The organism is Streptomyces sp. CB02414 (assembly GCF_001905385.1).
Classification (GTDB): Bacteria; Actinomycetota; Actinomycetes; order Streptomycetales; family Streptomycetaceae; genus Streptomyces.
The window spans coordinates 65,154-80,973 of record NZ_LIPF01000002.1 but is presented as its reverse complement, the minus strand read 5'-3'; the positions used below and the strand labels follow the sequence as shown (position 1 = coordinate 80,973).

Annotated in this window: 16 protein-coding genes; 15 read left to right on the top strand and 1 reads right to left on the bottom strand. The window is 69.3% G+C overall.

Going from position 1 to position 15,820, the window contains the following annotated elements:
* Positions 1 to 26 precede the first annotated feature (26 nt).
* From prmC to AMK11_RS06395, 15 genes are all read left to right on the top strand, one after another.
* On the top strand, positions 27 to 872 hold the full coding sequence (prmC, locus tag AMK11_RS06465) for a peptide chain release factor N(5)-glutamine methyltransferase (RefSeq protein ID WP_073724179.1): 846 nt from the start codon (positions 27 to 29) through the stop codon (positions 870 to 872).
* 50 nt (positions 873 to 922) lie between these two features.
* Positions 923 to 1,570, top strand: a complete 648-nt coding sequence (locus AMK11_RS06460) for an L-threonylcarbamoyladenylate synthase (RefSeq protein ID WP_030187245.1) — start codon at positions 923 to 925, stop codon at positions 1,568 to 1,570.
* On the top strand, positions 1,567 to 2,247 hold the full coding sequence (locus AMK11_RS06455; RefSeq protein ID WP_073724178.1) for an arsenate reductase/protein-tyrosine-phosphatase family protein: 681 nt from the start codon (positions 1,567 to 1,569) through the stop codon (positions 2,245 to 2,247). The genes AMK11_RS06460 and AMK11_RS06455 overlap by 4 nt, the downstream gene beginning before the upstream one ends.
* A 238-nt stretch (positions 2,248 to 2,485) precedes the next feature.
* Positions 2,486 to 3,742, top strand: a complete 1,257-nt coding sequence (gene glyA / locus AMK11_RS06450) for a serine hydroxymethyltransferase (protein WP_073724177.1) — start codon at positions 2,486 to 2,488, stop codon at positions 3,740 to 3,742.
* Positions 3,743 to 3,872: 130 nt separating this feature from the next.
* A complete protein-coding gene (locus AMK11_RS06445; RefSeq protein ID WP_073724175.1) occupies positions 3,873 to 5,168 on the top strand; it encodes an MraY family glycosyltransferase in 1,296 nt (431 codons plus the stop codon).
* Between the two features lie 302 nt (positions 5,169 to 5,470).
* On the top strand, positions 5,471 to 5,905 hold the full coding sequence (locus AMK11_RS06440; protein ID WP_073724173.1) for a hypothetical protein: 435 nt from the start codon (positions 5,471 to 5,473) through the stop codon (positions 5,903 to 5,905).
* Between the two features lie 210 nt (positions 5,906 to 6,115).
* Positions 6,116 to 6,955, top strand: a complete 840-nt coding sequence (gene atpB / locus AMK11_RS06435; protein WP_073724171.1) for a F0F1 ATP synthase subunit A — start codon at positions 6,116 to 6,118, stop codon at positions 6,953 to 6,955.
* 73 nt (positions 6,956 to 7,028) lie between these two features.
* Positions 7,029 to 7,253, top strand: a complete 225-nt coding sequence (gene atpE, locus AMK11_RS06430; RefSeq protein ID WP_030545783.1) for an ATP synthase F0 subunit C — start codon at positions 7,029 to 7,031, stop codon at positions 7,251 to 7,253.
* Positions 7,254 to 7,295: 42 nt separating this feature from the next.
* On the top strand, positions 7,296 to 7,856 hold the full coding sequence (locus AMK11_RS06425) for a F0F1 ATP synthase subunit B (RefSeq protein ID WP_079187284.1): 561 nt from the start codon (positions 7,296 to 7,298) through the stop codon (positions 7,854 to 7,856).
* Positions 7,853 to 8,668, top strand: a complete 816-nt coding sequence (locus tag AMK11_RS06420) for a F0F1 ATP synthase subunit delta (RefSeq protein ID WP_073724169.1) — start codon at positions 7,853 to 7,855, stop codon at positions 8,666 to 8,668. The genes AMK11_RS06425 and AMK11_RS06420 overlap by 4 nt, the downstream gene beginning before the upstream one ends.
* Before the next feature lie 183 nt (positions 8,669 to 8,851).
* Positions 8,852 to 10,441 (top strand): F0F1 ATP synthase subunit alpha, encoded by a 1,590-nt coding sequence (gene atpA, locus AMK11_RS06415; protein ID WP_073724167.1) that lies wholly within the window; start codon positions 8,852 to 8,854, stop codon positions 10,439 to 10,441.
* Between the two features lie 21 nt (positions 10,442 to 10,462).
* On the top strand, positions 10,463 to 11,380 hold the full coding sequence (locus AMK11_RS06410; protein WP_073724165.1) for a F0F1 ATP synthase subunit gamma: 918 nt from the start codon (positions 10,463 to 10,465) through the stop codon (positions 11,378 to 11,380).
* Positions 11,380 to 12,816: a F0F1 ATP synthase subunit beta gene (gene atpD / locus AMK11_RS06405; RefSeq protein ID WP_073724163.1), complete on the top strand. Its 1,437-nt coding sequence runs from the start codon at positions 11,380 to 11,382 to the stop codon at positions 12,814 to 12,816. The genes AMK11_RS06410 and atpD overlap by 1 nt, the downstream gene beginning before the upstream one ends.
* 130 nt (positions 12,817 to 12,946) lie before the next feature.
* Positions 12,947 to 13,321, top strand: coding sequence for a F0F1 ATP synthase subunit epsilon (locus AMK11_RS06400; RefSeq protein ID WP_073724161.1), 375 nt, complete (start codon positions 12,947 to 12,949; stop codon positions 13,319 to 13,321).
* A 142-nt stretch (positions 13,322 to 13,463) separates the two neighbouring features.
* Complete coding sequence (locus tag AMK11_RS06395; protein ID WP_073724159.1) at positions 13,464 to 13,910, top strand: DUF2550 domain-containing protein; 447 nt, start codon at positions 13,464 to 13,466, stop codon at positions 13,908 to 13,910.
* A 16-nt stretch (positions 13,911 to 13,926) separates the two neighbouring features.
* On the opposite strand, the gene AMK11_RS06390 is transcribed toward AMK11_RS06395, so the two are convergent.
* Positions 13,927 to 15,750: a glycoside hydrolase family 18 chitinase gene (locus AMK11_RS06390; protein WP_073724157.1), complete on the bottom strand. Its 1,824-nt coding sequence runs from the start codon at positions 15,748 to 15,750 to the stop codon at positions 13,927 to 13,929.
* Positions 15,751 to 15,820: the final 70 nt, after the last annotated feature.

The window sequence follows — 15,820 nt, the reverse complement described above, 5'->3', positions numbered from 1 at the left end:
CAACAGCTCAGCCCCGGAGGACCAGCGTGAACCTGCTGCTCATGGAGGTGGCCCAGGCCACCCAGCGGCTGGCCGACGCCGGCGTGCCCTCGCCGCGCACCGACGCGGAGGAGCTCGCCGCGTACCTGCACGGCGTCAAGCGGGGCGAGCTGCACACCGTGCCGGACGCGGACTTCGACGCCCGGTACTGGGAGGTCGTCGCCCGCCGCGAGGCGCGCGAACCGCTCCAGCACATCACCGGCCGCGCCTACTTCCGCTACCTGGAGCTCCAGGTAGGCCCCGGCGTCTTCGTGCCCCGCCCGGAGACGGAGTCCGTCGTCGGCTGGGCCATAGACGCCGTGCGCGCCATGGACGTCGTCGAGCCCTGCATCGTCGACCTGTGCACCGGCTCGGGCGCCATCGCACTCGCCCTCGCGCAGGAGGTGCCGCGCTCGCGCGTGTACGCCGTGGAGCTGTCCGAGGACGCCCTGAAGTGGACCCGGAAGAACATGGAGGGGTCCAGGGTGGAACTGCGCCAGGGCGACGCCCTGACGGCCTTCCCGGACCTCGACGGCCAGGTCGACCTGGTGGTCTCCAACCCGCCGTACATCCCGCTCACCGAGTGGGAGTACGTCGCCCCCGAGGCCCGCGACCACGATCCCGAGCTGGCCCTGTTCTCCGGCGAGGACGGCCTCGACCTGATCCGGGGCCTGGAACGCACCGCGCACCGCCTGCTGCGCCCCGGCGGGGTCGTCGTCGTCGAGCACGCCGACACCCAGGGCGGCCAGGTGCCGTGGATCTTCACCGAGGAGCGGGGCTGGGCCGACGCGGCCGACCACCCCGACCTCAACAACCGCCCCCGCTTCGCGACGGCCCGCAAGGCGCTGCCGTGAGCACCGAACCGACTTCAACCCCGCAGTACGTGTACGAGGAGGCCAGCTAGATGGCACGGCGATACGACACCAACGACGCGACCGACCGTGTGACCGGTCTGCGCGAGGCCGCGTCCGCCGTCCGCCGTGGCGAGCTCGTGGTGCTGCCGACGGACACCGTGTACGGCATCGGCGCCGACGCCTTCACCGCGGAGGCCGTCGGTGACCTGCTGGAGGCCAAGGGCCGGGGGCGCAACATGCCCTCGCCCGTCCTCATCGGCTCGCCGAACACCCTGCACGGCCTGGTCACCGACTTCTCCGAGATGGCCTGGGAGCTGGTCGACGCCTTCTGGCCGGGCGCGCTGACGCTGGTCGCCAAGCACCAGCCGTCGCTCCAGTGGGACCTCGGGGAGACCCGCGGCACGGTCGCCGTCCGCATGCCGCTGCACCCGGTCGCCATCGAGCTGCTCACTGAGGTCGGCCCCATGGCCGTCTCCTCCGCCAACCTCACCGGCCACCCGGCGCCCGAGGACTGCGACGCCGCCCAGCAGATGCTCGGCGACTCCGTCTCCGTCTACCTCGACGGCGGCCCCACCCCCGGCATCGTCCCGTCGTCCATCGTCGACGTCACCCGCGAGGTGCCCGTGCTGCTGCGCGCGGGCGCGCTGTCGGCCGAGGAGCTGCGGAAGGTAGTACCCGACCTCGAGGTGGCGAATTGACGGCCCCTGAGACGGGGCGTGGCATAGGCAACGGGGAACGCGCCGCGGAGATCACGACCACGTTCGTCGGTCTCCCGCGCGACAGCTTCCGCATCCTCCACGTCAGCACCGGAAACGTGTGCCGCTCGCCCATCACCGAGCGGCTGACCCGGCATTTCGTGACGGAGCGGCTCGGTGTGCTGGGCGGCGGCCTCATCGTGGAGAGCGCGGGCACCTGGGGCCACGAGGGCGCGCCCATGGAGGCGAACGCGGAGACGGTCCTCGCCGACTTCGGCGCGGACGCGGCCGGCTTCACCGGGCGCGAGCTGCTCGACGAGCACGTGATCCGCGCCGACCTGGTCCTCACCGCGACCCGGGACCACCGCGCGCAGGTCATCTCCATGGGCCACTCGGCCGGGCTGCGCACCTTCACCCTCAAGGAGTTCACCCGCCTGGTGAACGCCATCGACCCCGCGACGCTGCCGTCCCTGGACGACGGCGTGGTCGTCCGCGCCCGCGCCCTGGTGCGCGCGGCGGCGGCGCTGCGCGGATGGCTGCTGGCCCCCACGGCGGAGGCGGACGAGGTGTACGACCCGTACGGGGCGCCGCTGACCTTCTTCCGTTCGGTCGGCGACGAGATACACCAGGCGCTGGACCCGGTGGTGACGGCGTTGACGGGGGTTCGCGCTCGGGCGTGAGGCCGGGCGGGACGCGGACCGGCGGGCGGAGCCGCCGCGGCGTCACGATGCCCGGGAGACCCGCCGGGCGCGTCCGGGACGGGGCCCGTACGGGGCGCCGCTGACCTTCTTTCCGGTCGCTCGGCGACGAGATACACAAGGGACGTAGGGCCGCCGTCGTGCGGGGATGCCGGGCGGCATGCGCGTGGCGGGCCTACATTGGTCGTACGTCACCGTCGACGCACGCCCGGAGCGCACCATGTCGGTCACCCACGACATCCTCGAGGCCGATGACAGCACGCTCGGCGTCCTGCTGCGCCAGGATCCCGAGCTCGCCGAGATCCTGCTCACCGAGGGCCGCCGCCAGTCGACGACCCTCCAGCTGATCGCCGCCGAGAACTTCACGTCCCCCGCCGTGCTGGCCGCCCTCGGCTCCCCGCTGGCCAACAAGTACGCCGAGGGCTACCCGGGCGCCCGGCACCACGGCGGCTGCGAGATCGTCGACGTCGCCGAGCGGCTGGCCGTGGAGCGCGCCCAGGCCCTCTTCGGCGCCGAGCACGCCAACGTGCAGTCCCACTCGGGCTCCTCCGCCGTGCTGGCCGCCTACGCCGCCCTGCTGCGCCCCGGGGACACCGTCCTCGCCCTCGGCCTGCCCTACGGCGGCCACCTCACCCACGGCTCCCCGGCGAACTTCTCCGGCCGCTGGTTCGACTTCGTCGGCTACGGCGTGGACGCGGAGACCGGGCTGATCGACTACGACCAGGTGCGCACCCTGGCCCGTACGCACCGTCCCAAGGCGATCGTGTGCGGGTCCATCGCCTACCCCCGCAACCCCGACTACGCGGCCTTCCGCGACATCGCCGACGAGGTGGGCGCCTACCTCGTCGCGGACGCCGCGCACCCGATCGGGCTGGTCGCGGGGGGAGCGGCGCCCAGCCCGGTGCCGTACGCCGACGTGGTGTGCGCCACCACGCACAAGGTGCTGCGCGGGCCGCGCGGCGGCATGGTCCTGTGCGGCTCGGATCTCGCCGAGCGGGTCGACCGGGCCGTCTTCCCGTTCACCCAGGGCGGCGCGCAGATGCACACCATCGCCGCCAAGGCCGTCGCCTTCGGCGAGGCGGCCACCCCGGCGTTCGCCGCGTACACCCATCAGGTGATCGCCAACGCCCGCACCCTCGCCGCCCACCTGGCCGCCGAGGGCCTCACCGTCACGACCGGGGGCACCGACACCCACCTGCTCACCGTCGACCCGGCCCCGCTCGGCGTCGACGGCAGGACCGCGCGGGGCCGGCTCGCCGCGGCCGGGATCGTCCTGGACTGCTGCGCCCTGCCGCACGCGGACGCCCGCGGGCTGCGCCTGGGCACCGCCGCCGTCACCACACAGGGCATGGGGGAGCGGGAGATGCGGGCGGTGGCCACCCTGCTCGCCGAGGTACTCAGGGGCGGCACGGACCCGGCGAAGACGCGGGACGACGTACGGGATCTGGTCGCGCAGTTCCCGCCGTATCCGGACTGAGGCGGGGTAGGCGAACGCACGTGCACAGCCACACGTGCAACCATCGTCGCTACCCGGAAGTCCTCAACCGTATGCGCGCATCGCTAGGGTGTGAGGCTGGGAATGGCCAGCGAGACCTGTGGGGAAGCCCGTGCGTGAATACCTGCTGACGCTCTGCATCACGGCCGCGGTGACGTACCTGCTGACAGGACCGGTACGGAAGTTCGCGATCGTGGCGGGGGCGATGCCGGAGATCCGGGCACGTGACGTGCACCGGGAACCCACTCCGCGCCTCGGCGGTATCGCCATGTTCTTCGGGCTGTGCGCCGGTCTGCTGGTCGCCGACCACCTCACCAACCTCAGTGAGGTCTTCGAGAAGTCCAACGAGCCGCGCGCCCTGCTCTCCGGCGCCGCCCTGATCTGGCTGATCGGCGTCCTGGACGACAAGTTCGAGATCGACGCCCTGATCAAGCTGGGCGGGCAGATGATCGCCGCCGGCGTGATGGTGGTCCAGGGTCTGACCATCCTGTGGATCCCGCTGCCGGGCGTCGGCACGGTGGCGCTCACCCAGTGGCAGGGCACGCTGCTGACGGTGGCGCTGGTCGTCATCACCATCAACGCGGTCAACTTCGTGGACGGCCTGGACGGGCTCGCGGCGGGGATGGTGTGCATCGCGGCGGCGGCGTTCTTCATGTACGCCTACCGCATCTGGTACTCGTACGGCATCGAGGCCGCCGCACCCGCGACGCTGTTCGCGGTGATCCTCATGGGCATGTGCCTCGGCTTCCTGCCGCACAACATGCACCCCGCCCGGATCTTCATGGGCGACTCCGGCTCGATGCTGATCGGACTCGTCCTCGCGGCCGGCGCGATCTCGGTGACCGGGCAGGTCGACCCGGACGTGATGAAGCTGTTCTCCGGTTCCGAGCGCAACACCGTGCACCAGATGGTGCCCGTCTACATCCCGCTGCTGATGCCGCTGACCATCATCGCCATCCCGGCCGCCGACCTGATCCTCGCGATCGTGCGCCGCACCTGGCGCGGCCAGTCGCCGTTCGCCGCCGACCGGGGGCACCTGCACCACCGGCTGCTGGAGGTGGGGCACTCGCACAGCCGCGCGGTGCTGATCATGTACTTCTGGTCGGCGCTGATCGCCTTCGGCGCGCTCGCCTACTCCGTCAACTCGGCGTCGATGTGGATCGTGCTGGGCGTGGTCGCGCTGAGCGCGGTCGGGCTGGTGCTGCTCCTGCTGCCGCGCTTCACGCCGCGCGCCCCGCGCTGGGCCGAGCGCTTCGTGCCGCCCCGCTACCGCCGCCGCAAGGCCGTGGCCGTCGAGGCAGAGCCCGCGCCCGCGGTGGACGAGGAAGAGGAGCGCGTGCCCGTAGCCGTCGGCGTCTCGGGCGTCAACGGGGCCACTGCCGTCGGCCCCCGTTCGCGCACGAGGTAAGAGGCACAAGGTAAGAATCTGACTAGAGCATTGCCAACTCGTGGGGGAACGAACTGCCCCATTACCAGACAAGTGGGCGCAGTAATTGCACACACGCGCACCGTCACTCTCATGTGTGACAGCAAGCACACCCTCAGGTAAAGACCTCATCAAATAGTTTGTGATACGGTTCACGAGAACCCCCGGGTAAGGCTTAAGGACCGTAGTGCGACGGTCTCTTGAGCGTCAGGACACCGTTCGGCCCGGGACTACGCTCGTCCATGACGACACCCTGCCCCCTGTGAAAAAGCGGAGTTGCCGCCATGCCGTCCAATGACGTCCGGACCTTGCTTCAGGCTGCCGTGCCCACGGCTGCCGTCGGCGCAGTAGCCGCCGTCGTCAGCGCCGTGGTCGCCGGCGGCAAGGGAGCGGTCGGCGCCGTCGTCGCGACCGTGGTGGCGATGCTCTTCATGGGAATCGGGCTCTACGTCCTGCAGCGCACCGCCAAATCGCTTCCGCACCTTTTCCAGGCGATGGGCCTGATGCTCTACGCGGCACAGATCCTGCTGCTGTTCGTCTTCCTGGCCGCGTTCAAGAACACGACGCTGTTCAACCCCCGGTCCTTCGCGATCACCTTGGTCGTCGCCACGCTCACGTGGATCGCCGCGCAGACGCGGGCGCACATGAAGGCCAAGATTCTCTACGTCGAGCCCGAGTCGTCGAGCGAAAAGTCCGAAAAGACGGGCCGCTCGTCGTGACGGGTAGGGCCGGGATAAAGAGGCATGTGAAGTCCTGCTATCGTCCGGTGCCAACTGCGGCATCGCGGGCGCGGGCATCCCAGCTGACGCCTGCTCATTCGCGAGGCGAGATGCCCCACAGCCGCCCCCACATCCGTAACACCAGTCCCGTGCCGAACAGCGGTCACGCGCCGCGCCGACACAACGAGGTTGCCGTACCCATGCGCCACGATGAAGGAGCCCGCGGTGAGTGCTGACCCGACGCAGGTGCTCGCCTTCGAGACCGACTGCCACATCTTCGACGGTTGTGGTTTCCCGGCTCCCGGCCTGCACTCGTTCCTCTTCGAGCCGCTCTGGGGCAACGCAGACGGCAACGGCATGTACTTCAACAAGCCGATGCTGCTCGCGCTGCTCGGCTCGGTCATCATCGTGGGCTTCTTCTGGGCCGCCTTCAACAAGCCGAAGGTCGTCCCCGGCAAGCTCCAGATGGTCGCCGAGGCCGGCTACGACTTCATCCGCCGCGGCGTCGTCTACGAGACCATCGGCAAGAAGGAAGGCGAGAAGTACGTCCCGCTCGTCGTGACGCTCTTCTTCTTCGTCTGGATGATGAACCTCTGGTCGATCATCCCGGTCGCCCAGTTCCCGGTCACCTCGATCATCGCCTACCCGATGGTCCTGGCCCTGATCGTCTACGTCCTGTGGGTCTCGCTCACCTTCAAGCGCCACGGCTTCGTCGGCTTCTTCAAGAACGTGACGGGCTACGACAAGTCCCTCGGCGCGGTGCTGCCGCTGTCGATGACCATCGAGTTCTTCTCGAACCTGCTGGTCCGTCCCTTCACCCACGCCGTCCGGCTCTTCGCGAACATGTTCGCGGGCCACACGCTGCTGCTCCTCTTCACGATCGCCAGCTGGTACCTGCTGAACGGCATCGGCATCGCCTACGCGGGCGTCTCGTTCGTGATGACGATCATCATGACGGCCTTCGAGCTCTTCATCCAGGCCGTGCAGGCGTACGTGTTCGTGCTGCTGACCTGCACCTACATCCAGGGCGCGCTCGCCGAGCACCACTGAGCCGTCCCGCATCACACCCCCAGCCGTCCGGTGGCCAACCCCCACCGGTCCGTAAAGAGAAGGAAGAACTGGCATGTCCCAGACCCTTGCTGCCGTCGAAGGTTCGCTCAGCTCCGTCGGTTACGGCCTGGCCGCCATTGGCCCCGGCGTCGGCGTCGGCATCATCTTCGGCAACGGCACCCAGGCCCTCGCCCGCCAGCCCGAGGCGGCCGGTCTGATCCGCGCCAACCAGATCCTGGGCTTCGCGTTCTGTGAGGCGCTCGCCCTCATCGGTCTCGTCATGCCGTTCGTCTACTAAGACGAGCACTGACGACCGACCCTTTCGACGAAAGGCACTGATGTGAACTCCGCCCTGGTTTTCCTGGCGGCTGAGGGTGAGAAGGAGAATCCCCTCATTCCGCCGTGGCCGGAAGTTGTCATCGGCCTCATCGCTTTCGTCATCGTCTTCGGCTTCCTCGCCAAGAAGCTGCTCCCGAACATCAACAAGGTTCTGGAAGAGCGTCGCGAGGCCATCGAGGGCGGTATCGAGAAGGCCGAGGCCGCGCAGACCGAGGCCCAGAGCGTCCTTGAGCAGTACAAGGCACAGCTCGCCGAGGCACGGCACGAGGCCGCGCGCCTGCGTCAGGAGGCGCAGGAGCAGGGCGCCACGCTCATCGCCGAGATGCGCGCGGAAGGCCAGCGGCAGCGTGAGGAGATCATCGCCGCCGGTCACGCCCAGATCCAGGCCGACCGCAAGGCCGCCGCGTCCGCGCTTCGCCAGGACGTCGGCACGCTGGCCACCGAGCTGGCCGGCAAGCTCGTCGGCGAGTCCCTCGAGGACCACGCCCGCCAGAGCCGCGTGATCGACCGCTTCCTGGACGAGCTGGACGACAAGGCGACGAAGGCAGAGGCGACCCGATGAACGGAGCGAGCCGCGAGGCCCTGGCTGCCGCACGCGAGCGTCTCGACGCGCTGACGGACTCCACGTCCGTGGACGCCGGCTCGCTCGCCGACGAGCTGGCCGCCGTCACCGCGCTGCTCCACCGCGAGGTGTCGCTGCGTCGGGTCCTGACCGACCCGGCGCAGGCCGGCGAGGCCAAGGCCGAACTCGCCCAGCGCCTCCTCGGCACCCAGGTCAGCGGTACGACCGCCGACGTGGTGGCCGGCATGGTGCGCTCCCGCTGGTCGCAGTCGCGCGACCTGGTGGACGCCCTGGAGGAGCTGGCGAACACCGCCGACCTCACCGCCGCCCAGAAGCGGGGCCGGCTCGACAGCGTCGAGGACGAGCTGTTCCGGTTCGGCCGGATCGTCGCCTCGAACACCGAGCTGCGCGCGGCGCTGACCAACCGCTCGGCCACCACCGCGGCCAAGGGCGAGCTGCTGCGCGGCCTGCTCGGCGGCCGGGCGGAGCAGACCACCGAGCGACTGGTGACGCGCCTTGTCACCGCGCCGCGGGGACGTAGCCTGGAGTCGGGACTCGAGTCCCTGTCCAAGCTCGCCGCCGACCGGCGGGACCGGATGGTCGCCGTCGTCACCTCGGCGGTGCCGCTGAGCGACACGCAGAAGCAGCGCCTCGGCGCGGCCCTCGCGAAGGTCTACGGCCGTCCGATGCACCTCAACCTCGACGTGGACCCCGAGGTCCTCGGCGGGATCCGGGTGCAGGTCGGTGACGAGGTCATCAACGGCTCCATCGCGGACCGCCTGGAGGACGCTGGCCGCCGGATGGCGAGCTGACGCTTCCAGCGCGACAACAGCACGCGACAACAGCACAACAAGCAGTAGAGCAGTAGCAGTACGTACTTACGACGGCCCTGGTTGGGCCGTGCAGAGGATTCACCTCTCATTGGGGGGAGTCCCGACTCGTGGAATACCCCCCAAGTGAAACTTCGGGCCCAACAAGGAGAGCAGGGAACTCAGATGGCGGAGCTCACGATCCGGCCGGAGGAGATCCGGGACGCACTGGAGAACTTCGTCCAGTCGTACAAGCCGGACGCGGCCTCGCGCGAGGAGGTCGGTACGGTCACCCTTGCCGGCGACGGCATCGCGAAGGTCGAGGGCCTGCCCTCGGCCATGGCCAACGAACTGCTGAAGTTCGAGGACGGCACCCTCGGCCTCGCCCTCAACCTCGAGGAGCGCGAGATCGGTTGCGTCGTCCTCGGTGAGTTCAGCGGCATCGAGGAGGGCCAGCCGGTCACCCGCACCGGCGAGGTCCTGTCGGTCGCCGTGGGCGAGGGCTACCTCGGCCGCGTCGTCGACCCCCTCGGCAACCCGATCGACGGCCTCGGCGAGATCGAGACCGAGGGCCGCCGTGCCCTCGAGCTGCAGGCCCCCACGGTCATGCAGCGCAAGTCGGTGCACGAGCCGATGGAGACGGGCTACAAGGCCGTCGACGCCATGACCCCGATCGGCCGCGGCCAGCGCCAGCTGGTCATCGGCGACCGCCAGACCGGCAAGACCGCCCTGGCCGTCGACACGATCATCAACCAGCGTGACAACTGGCGCACCGGCGACCCGAACAAGCAGGTCCGCTGCATCTACGTCGCCGTCGGCCAGAAGGGCTCCACCATCGCGTCGGTCCGCCGCGCGCTGGAGGAGAACGGCGCGCTGGAGTACACGACCATCGTGGCCGCCCCGGCGTCCGACCCGGCCGGCTTCAAGTACCTGGCGCCGTACACCGGCTCGGCCATCGGCCAGCAGTGGATGTACGAGGGCAAGCACGTCCTGATCATCTTCGACGACCTGTCGAAGCAGGCCGACGCCTACCGCGCCGTGTCGCTGCTGCTGCGCCGCCCGCCGGGCCGCGAGGCCTACCCGGGTGACGTCTTCTACCTGCACTCCCGTCTGCTGGAGCGCTGCGCGAAGCTCTCCGACGCCGAGGGCGCCGGTTCGATGACGGGTCTCCCGATCGTCGAGACCAAGGCCAACGACGTGTCGGCGTTCATCCCGACCAACGTCATCTCCATCACCGACGGCCAGTGCTTCCTGGAGTCCGACCTGTTCAACGCCGGCCAGCGTCCGGCCCTGAACGTCGGTATCTCGGTCTCCCGCGTCGGTGGCTCCGCCCAGCACAAGGCCATGAAGCAGGTCTCCGGCCGGCTCCGCGTGGACCTCGCCCAGTTCCGTGAGCTGGAGGCGTTCGCCGCCTTCGGTTCCGACCTGGACGCCGCGTCGAAGTCGCAGCTGGAGCGCGGTCAGCGCATGGTCGAGCTGCTGAAGCAGGACCAGTACCAGCCGATGGCCACCGAGGACCAGGTCGTCTCCGTCTGGGCCGGCACCACCGGCAAGATGGACGAGGTGCCGGTCGCCGACATCCGCCGCTTCGAGAAGGAGCTGCTGGAGTACCTGCACCGTCAGGAGCAGGGCCTCATGACCTCCATCCGCGAGGGCGGCAAGATGTCGGACGACACCCTGCAGGCCGTCGCCGAGGCGATCGCGTCGTTCAAGAAGCAGTTCGAGACCTCGGACGGCAAGCTGCTCGGCGAGGACGCCCCGTCCGCCGCCAAGTGACGTAAGGAAGGGACCTGACTCATGGGAGCCCAGCTCCGGGTCTACAAGCGTCGCATCCGATCCGTCACCGCGACCAAGAAGATCACCAAGGCGATGGAGATGATCGCCGCCTCGCGCGTCGTCAAGGCGCAGCGCAAGGTGGCGGCCTCCACGCCGTACGCGCAGGAGCTCACCCGCGCGGTCACGGCGGTCGGTACCGGGTCGAACACGAAGCACCCGCTCACCACGGAGGCGGACAACCCGACCCGTGCCGCGGTCCTGCTCCTCACGAGCGACCGCGGTCTGGCCGGCGCCTTCAACTCCAACGCCATCAAGGCGGCGGAGCAGCTGACCGAGCGCCTCGAGCGCGAGGGCAGGCAGGTCGACACGTACATCGTCGGCCGGCGCGGTCTCGCCCACTACAACTTCCGCGAGCGCAAGGTCGCGGAGTCGTTCGCGGGCTTCACCGACGAGCCCTCGTACGCGGACGCCAAGAAGGTCGCGGCGCCGCTGATCGAGGCGATCGAGAAGGACACGGCCGAGGGCGGCGTGGACGAGCTCCACATCGTCTACACCGAGTTCGTCTCGATGATGACGCAGACGGCGGTCGACTCCCGGCTGCTGCCCCTGCGCCTCGAAGAGGTCGCGCAGGAGTCGGCGACGAAGGACGAGATCCTTCCGCTGTACGACTTCGAGCCGTCGGCGGAGGACGTCCTCGACGCCCTGCTGCCGCGCTACGTCGAGAGCCGCATCTACAACGCGCTGCTGCAGTCGGCCGCCTCCAAGCACGCCGCCACGCGACGCGCGATGAAGTCGGCCACCGACAACGCGGGCGAGCTGATCAACACGCTCTCCCGTCTTGCCAACGCGGCCCGCCAGGCCGAAATCACCCAGGAAATCAGCGAGATCGTCGGTGGCGCCAGTGCCCTGGCCGACGCGAACGCGGGGAGTGACAACTAATGACCACCACTGTTGAGACCGCGACGGCCACGGGCCGCGTCGCCCGGGTCATCGGCCCGGTCGTCGACGTGGAGTTCCCCGTCGACGCGATGCCGGAGATCTACAACGCCCTCCACGTCGAGGTCGCCGACCCGGCCAAGGAGGGTGAGCTCAAGACGCTGACCCTCGAGGTCGCGCAGCACCTCGGTGACGGCCTGGTCCGCACCATCTCCATGCAGCCCACCGACGGCCTGGTCCGCCAGGCCCCGGTGACCGACACCGGCACGTCGATCTCCGTCCCGGTCGGCGACTTCACCACCGGCAAGGTGTTCAACACCCTCGGTGAGGTGCTGAACGTCGACGAGGAGTACACCGGCGAGCGCTGGCCGATCCACCGCAAGGCGCCCAACTTCGACGAGCTCGAGTCGAAGACCGAGATGTTCGAGACCGGCGTCAAGGTCATCGACCTGCTGACCCCGTACGTCAAGGGCGGCAAGATCGGTCTGTTCGGCGGCGCCGGCGTCGGCAAGACGGTGCTCATCCAGGAGATGATCTACCGCGTCGCCAACAACCACGACGGTGTCTCCGTGTTCGCCGGTGTCGGTGAGCGCACCCGTGAGGGCAACGACCTCATCGACGAGATGAGCGAGTCCGGCGTCATCGACAAGACCGCGCTGGTCTTCGGTCAGATGGACGAGCCGCCGGGCACCCGTCTGCGCGTCGCGCTGGCCGGCCTGACCATGGCCGAGTACTTCCGCGACGTCCAGAAGCAGGACGTGCTGTTCTTCATCGACAACATCTTCCGCTTCACCCAGGCGGGTTCCGAGGTGTCGACCCTGCTCGGCCGCATGCCCTCCGCGGTGGGCTACCAGCCGAACCTGGCCGACGAGATGGGTCTCCTCCAGGAGCGCATCACCTCGACCCGTGGTCACTCGATCACCTCGATGCAGGCGATCTACGTCCCTGCGGACGACCTGACCGACCCGGCCCCGGCCACCACCTTCGCCCACCTCGACGCGACGACGGTGCTCTCCCGTCCGATCTCCGAGAAGGGCATCTACCCGGCCGTGGACCCGCTGGACTCGACGTCCCGCATCCTCGACCCGCGGTACATCGCGGCGGACCACTACCAGGCCGCGATGCGCGTGAAGAACATCCTGCAGAAGTACAAGGACCTGCAGGACATCATCGCGATCCTCGGTATCGACGAGCTCGGCGAGGAGGACAAGCTCGTCGTCCACCGTGCCCGTCGCGTGGAGCGCTTCCTGTCCCAGAACACCCACGTCGCCAAGCAGTTCACCGGCGTCGACGGGTCGGACGTCCCGCTGGACGAGTCGATCGCGGCCTTCAACGCGATCTGCGACGGCGAGTACGACCACTTCCCGGAGCAGGCGTTCTTCATGTGCGGTGGCATCGAGGACCTGAAGAACAACGCCAAGGAGCTCGGCGTCTCCTGAGCCCCGTGCTCATCGTGAGCCCCCGGGCTCACACCGGAGGGGGCGGGCACGTCCCGCCCCCTCCGTCACGCCCCTTAGACTTGTAACCAACACCCGGCTGACCGGCCGGGTGGTGACCCGAGGAGCCACCTTGGCTGCTGATCTGCACGTCGCGCTGGTCGCGGCCGACCGAGAGGTCTGGTCCGGCGAGGCCTCCCTGGTCGTCGCGCGCACCACGTCCGGCGACATCGGCGTCATGCCCGGTCACCAGCCGCTGCTCGGTGTGCTGGAGTCGGGCCCGGTGACCATCCGTACGAGTGACGGTGGGACGGTCGTCGCTGCGGTGCACGGCGGTTTCATCTCGTTCGCCGACAACAAGCTCTCCCTGCTGGCCGAGATCGCCGAGCTGTCGGACGAGATCGACGTCCAGCGCGCGGAGCGGGAGCTCGAGCGCGCGAAGGCGGAGGGCGACGCCCACGCCGAGCGTCGCGCGGACGTCCGTCTGCGCGCGGCGGCGGGACGCTGATCCACAGCACTGTGCGATAACGTCGTGCCATGACGTCACTCAGCCGCGGCTGGGACCGGAGCGATCCGGACCCGGCCGCGGCTGAGGCAGATCCGGGTGTTTTTTCCGTTCCGTTACCTAGGAGACGAGGAGGTCGGTGTCGATGGCCCTCGCTCTGACTGTGTGCGGAATCGTGGTGGCCCTGGTGGTGATCGGGCTCTTCGTCTTCGGTCTGCGCCGCCGGCTGATCCAGCGCTCGGGCGGCACCTTCGACTGCTCCCTGCGCTGGGACGCCCCCAAGGAGGGCGACACCGGCGGCAAGGGCTGGGCCTACGGAGTGGCCCGCTACAACGGCGACCGGGTCGAGTGGTACCGCGTCTTCTCGTACTCGCCCCGCCCGCGCCGGGTACTGGAGCGCTCGGCCATCGAAGTGGCCGGCCGCCGGCTGCCCGAGGGGGAGGAGGAGCTGGCGTTGCTCTCGGACGCCGTGGTGCTCGCCTGTCTCCATCGCGGCACCCGGCTCGAACTGGCGATGAGCGAAGACGCGCTGACCGGATTCCTCGCGTGGCTGGAAGCAGCCCCGCCCGGTCAGCGCGTCAACGTCGCTTAGGTGACTCTTTCAGGTACTACTTCAGACCGCTGTCGATGGCGCTCACCAGCTCGCCGTCGGCGGTGTCACCGCTGAACTCCCAGAAGAAGGCACCGCCCAGGCCCTGCTGCTCGGCCCAGTCCATCTTGGACTTGACGGTGGCCGGGGTGTCGTAGGACCACCAGTTGCTGCCGCAGTGCGCGTACGCGGTGCCCGCGACGGTGCCGGTGGCCGGGCAGCTGTTCTTGAGGACCTTGTAGTCCTCGATGCCCGACTCGTAGGTGCCGGCCGCCGGGCCGGTCGCCGTGCCGCCGGGCGCGGACTGGGTGACGCCGGTCCAGCCACGGCCGTAGAAGCCGATGCCGAGGAGCAGCTTGTCGGCCGGCACGCCCGTTGCCTTGAACTTCGCGATCGCCTCGGCGGAGTTGAAGCCCTGCTGCGGGATACCGTCGTACGAGGTCAGCGGCGAGTGCGGAGCGGTCGGGCCGTTCTTCGCCCAGGCGCCGAAGAAGTCGTACGTCATCACGTTGTACCAGTCGATGTACTGCGCGGCGGCGCCGTAGTCGGCGGCCTCTATCTTGCCGCCGTCGGTGGCGTCGGCGGTGGTGGCCGCGGTGACCAGGTCGTCGCCGAACTCGGCCCGCATGGCCTTCATCATGGTGCTGAAGGCGTTGGGGGCGCTGGTCTCGTCGCAGCTGAGACCGCAGGCGTTCGGGTACTCCCAGTCCAGGTCGATGCCGTCGAAGACGTCGGCCCAGCGCGGGTCCTCGACCAGGTCGTGGCAGGACTTCGCGAAGGCGGCCGGGTTCTTCACGGCGTCGGGGAAGCCGCCGGACCAGGTCCAGCCGCCGAAGGACCACAGCACCTTGATGTGCGGGTACATCTCCTTCAGCTTGCGCAGCTGGTTGAAGTTGCCGCGCAGCGGCTGGTCCCAGGTGTCGGCGACGCCGTCGACGGACTGGTCGGCCGTGTAGGCCTTGTCGTAGTCGGCGTAGGCGTCACCGATCGTGCACTTGCCGCCCTGGACGTTGCCGAAGGCGTAGTTGATGTGCGTGATCTTCTCGGCGGAGCCGGAGGTGACCAGGTTCTTGATGTGGTAGTTGCGCCCGTAGACGCCCCAGTTGGTGAAGTAGCCGAGCTTGACCTCTTCGCCCGGCTGCGGCTGCGGGCCGCCGTCACCGGTGGTGGTGACCTTCACCGCGCCGCTCACCGGACCGGTCTGGTCGGCGGTGTCGCGGGCCTGGACGCTGTACGAGTAGTCGGTGCCCTTGGTGAGGCCGTTGTCCGTGTACGAGGTGCCCGTCACGGTGGCGACCTTGGCGCCGTCGCGCAGGACGTCGTAGTTCTTGACGCCCTTGTCGTCCGTCGCCGCCGACCAGGACAGTTTCACCGAGGTGTCGGTGATGTCCGAGGCGGTGGGCGTGCCGGGCGCGGAGGGGGCCTCGTCGCCGGGTACGGAGGTTCCGTCGCAGCTGCCGCCGTTGAGCTTGCAGTTGGAGGGGGAGCCGGGGCCGCTGCCGTTGAAGCCGAAGGAGACGGTCGCCCCGGGGGCGAGGGTGCCGTTCCAGCCGACGTTCTTGGCGGTCCAGTGGTCACCGGAGTTGGTGACGGTGGCGTCCCAGGCGGAGGTGACCTTGGTGCCGGAGGGGAAGTCCCACTCGACGGTCCAGGAGTCGATGGTGGTGGTGCCGGTGTTCTTCACCGTCCACTTGCCGCCGAAGCCGCTGCCCCAGTCCGAGGTCTTGGCGAAGGTGGCCGTCGCGCTCGTGGCCGCCTGCGCCGGACTCGCGAGCCCGACCAGCCCGGCGAGGGGAAGCGCCAGGGTCGCTGCGAGTGCCGCGGCTTTGTGTCTGAAGCGCATGTGCGCCTCCTTATGTGGGGATGTTGTTGTGGGCATGACTGAGCCTCATGCCCGCAGTGCCGCGAGAATA

Bases quoted from the DNA above. Each gene is read 5' to 3' on its own strand.
- AMK11_RS06440 (WP_073724173.1), top strand. From the start codon at position 5,471: ATGCCGTCCAATGACGTCCGGACCTTGCTTCAGGCTGCCGTGCCCACG.
- AMK11_RS06395 (WP_073724159.1), top strand. From the start codon at position 13,464: ATGGCCCTCGCTCTGACTGTGTGCGGAATCGTGGTGGCCCTGGTGGTG.
- AMK11_RS06420 (WP_073724169.1), top strand. From the start codon at position 7,853: ATGAACGGAGCGAGCCGCGAGGCCCTGGCTGCCGCACGCGAGCGTCTC.
- glyA (WP_073724177.1), top strand. From the start codon at position 2,486: ATGTCGGTCACCCACGACATCCTCGAGGCCGATGACAGCACGCTCGGC.
- AMK11_RS06390 (WP_073724157.1), bottom strand. From the start codon at position 15,750: ATGCGCTTCAGACACAAAGCCGCGGCACTCGCAGCGACCCTGGCGCTT.
- atpA (WP_073724167.1), top strand. From the start codon at position 8,852: ATGGCGGAGCTCACGATCCGGCCGGAGGAGATCCGGGACGCACTGGAG.
- atpD (WP_073724163.1), top strand. From the start codon at position 11,380: ATGACCACCACTGTTGAGACCGCGACGGCCACGGGCCGCGTCGCCCGG.
- atpE (WP_030545783.1), top strand. From the start codon at position 7,029: ATGTCCCAGACCCTTGCTGCCGTCGAAGGTTCGCTCAGCTCCGTCGGT.
- AMK11_RS06460 (WP_030187245.1), top strand. From the start codon at position 923: ATGGCACGGCGATACGACACCAACGACGCGACCGACCGTGTGACCGGT.
- AMK11_RS06410 (WP_073724165.1), top strand. From the start codon at position 10,463: ATGGGAGCCCAGCTCCGGGTCTACAAGCGTCGCATCCGATCCGTCACC.
- atpB (WP_073724171.1), top strand. From the start codon at position 6,116: ATGAAGGAGCCCGCGGTGAGTGCTGACCCGACGCAGGTGCTCGCCTTC.